At 42.6% G+C, this 1,745-nt stretch carries 1 protein-coding gene; it reads left to right on the top strand.

Annotated elements, in window-relative coordinates; translation table 11 throughout:
• The first annotated feature begins 45 nt into the window (after positions 1-45).
• A complete protein-coding gene (locus MUP17_04900; protein ID MCJ7458309.1) occupies positions 46-1,728 on the top strand; it encodes an AarF/ABC1/UbiB kinase family protein in 1,683 nt (560 codons plus the stop codon).
• Positions 1,729-1,745: the final 17 nt, after the last annotated feature.

Here is a 1,745-nt window from a genome sequence, read left to right as displayed (position 1 = left end):
CTAATATATTTTTCAATCTTGTTTTAAATGTTGAGGATTTGATTTATGAAAATATCCGGATTTGGCCAGCAGTATAAAAACATAAAAAGATACCGGCAGATAATTGCGGTTCTTTTCAAATACGGTTTTCAGGATGTGCTGGAGCGGCTGAGAATCTCTACTTATTTGCGGCTGGGAAGAAAGATCATCTTCAGAAAAAAAGCGGAAGTGGAGAAGCTCACTTATGCTCAGAGAATAAGGCTGGCAATGGAGGAGCTGGGTCCAACTTTTGTAAAATTGGGACAGATTCTGTCTATGCGTCCTTTTTTGATTCCTCTGGAATTAGTCGAAGAGCTTGCCAAATTGCAGGATGAGGTGGCCCCTTTTACATTTGAAGTGGTCAAGAAGATTGTCGAAAGAGAGCTCAAAGCTCCTCTGGAGACGAATTTCTACTACTTTGACCCGAATCCGATTGCCTCAGCTTCTTTAGCCCAGGTGCATAAAGCGGTTACTCAAAACGGGGACAAAGTGGTGGTTAAGGTTCAGCGTCCGGACATAAAAAAAATAATCGATTCAGATATGAACATCTTAAAAGATTTAGCTAACCTCTTTGATAGGTATATCCCTGAGAGCAAGCAGTACGACCCCAAAGGGATGATAGAGGAGCTTTCGAAAACATTCAGACGAGAGATTGATTTCAAAAACGAAGGCAGAAACATCGACGTCTTCAGAGAGAATTTCAAAGATGATAAAACAGTTTTTGTACCCAGAGTTTTCTGGGAATTGTCCACCAACCTTATTCTGACGATGGAGTATATCGACGGGGTAAAAATCTCTAATCTCCAGGAGATCGAAAGAAGAGGATTGGATAGAAAAATCATAGCCAGAAATTCCGGGAAAGCGGTTTTCAAACAGATATTCATAGACGGTTTTTTCCATGCAGACCCGCATCCGGGAAATATCTTCGTCCTGGAAAATAACGTGATCGCTCCAGTTGATTTCGGAATGATGGGAAAGCTCTCGGAAACAGCTATGGATGAGATGTCTGACCTTTTGATCGCAGTCGTTACCTGGGATGCAAAAGCAGTAGTCAAGGTCTATGATAAAGCCGGTATCTTAGGAGAAGGGATCAACCTGAAAGCTTTGGAATCTGATTTCAACGATTTCCTCTACCGCTATCACAAGATTCCTCTTGCCAGACTGGATATGAAGACGATCATAAATGACCTGTTCTACATAGTCCACAGATATGAAATCCAGGTTCAATCAGAACTGATGCTTTTAGGGAGAGCATTGAGTACTTATGAGGAAGTTGCCCGGATGCTGGATCCGGATTTCAATTTCATAAATGAAGCCATACCTTTTGTCAAGAAACTCGCTAAAAGAAAGTATAAACCCAGAGTTATCTTAAAAGATTTTATGAGGGGCGTGCATGACCTGCGGGATTTTTTAGTTGGATTTCCCTTTGAATTAAGAAAGATCACCCAGAAGATAGGCAGAGGGGGGCTATCTTTCACCCTCGAGCACAGGGGCCTGGAAAAGCTCATACTTGAACTCGACCGGGCTTCTAATCGAATCTCCTTCGCCCTGGTAATAGCGGCAATAATTGTCGGTTCTTCCCTGATAATGAGGATGGAGGTAGGTCCTTATCTTTTCGGCTACCCTCTTCTGGGGATCGTGGGATATGTTATGGCCGGGTTTCTGGGTGTCTGGCTGGTGATTGCGATTTTGAGGTCGGGAAGGATGTAAAAAAGGAAATGACGAAT

The organism is Candidatus Zixiibacteriota bacterium, from assembly GCA_022865345.1.
Lineage (GTDB): Bacteria > Zixibacteria > MSB-5A5 > MSB-5A5 > RBG-16-43-9 > RBG-16-43-9.
The sequence above is the reverse complement of the archived record's forward strand: the minus strand, read 5'-3'. Positions and strand labels throughout refer to the sequence as shown.

Bases quoted from the DNA above. Each gene is read 5' to 3' on its own strand.
- MUP17_04900 (MCJ7458309.1), top strand. From the start codon at position 46: ATGAAAATATCCGGATTTGGCCAGCAGTATAAAAACATAAAAAGATAC.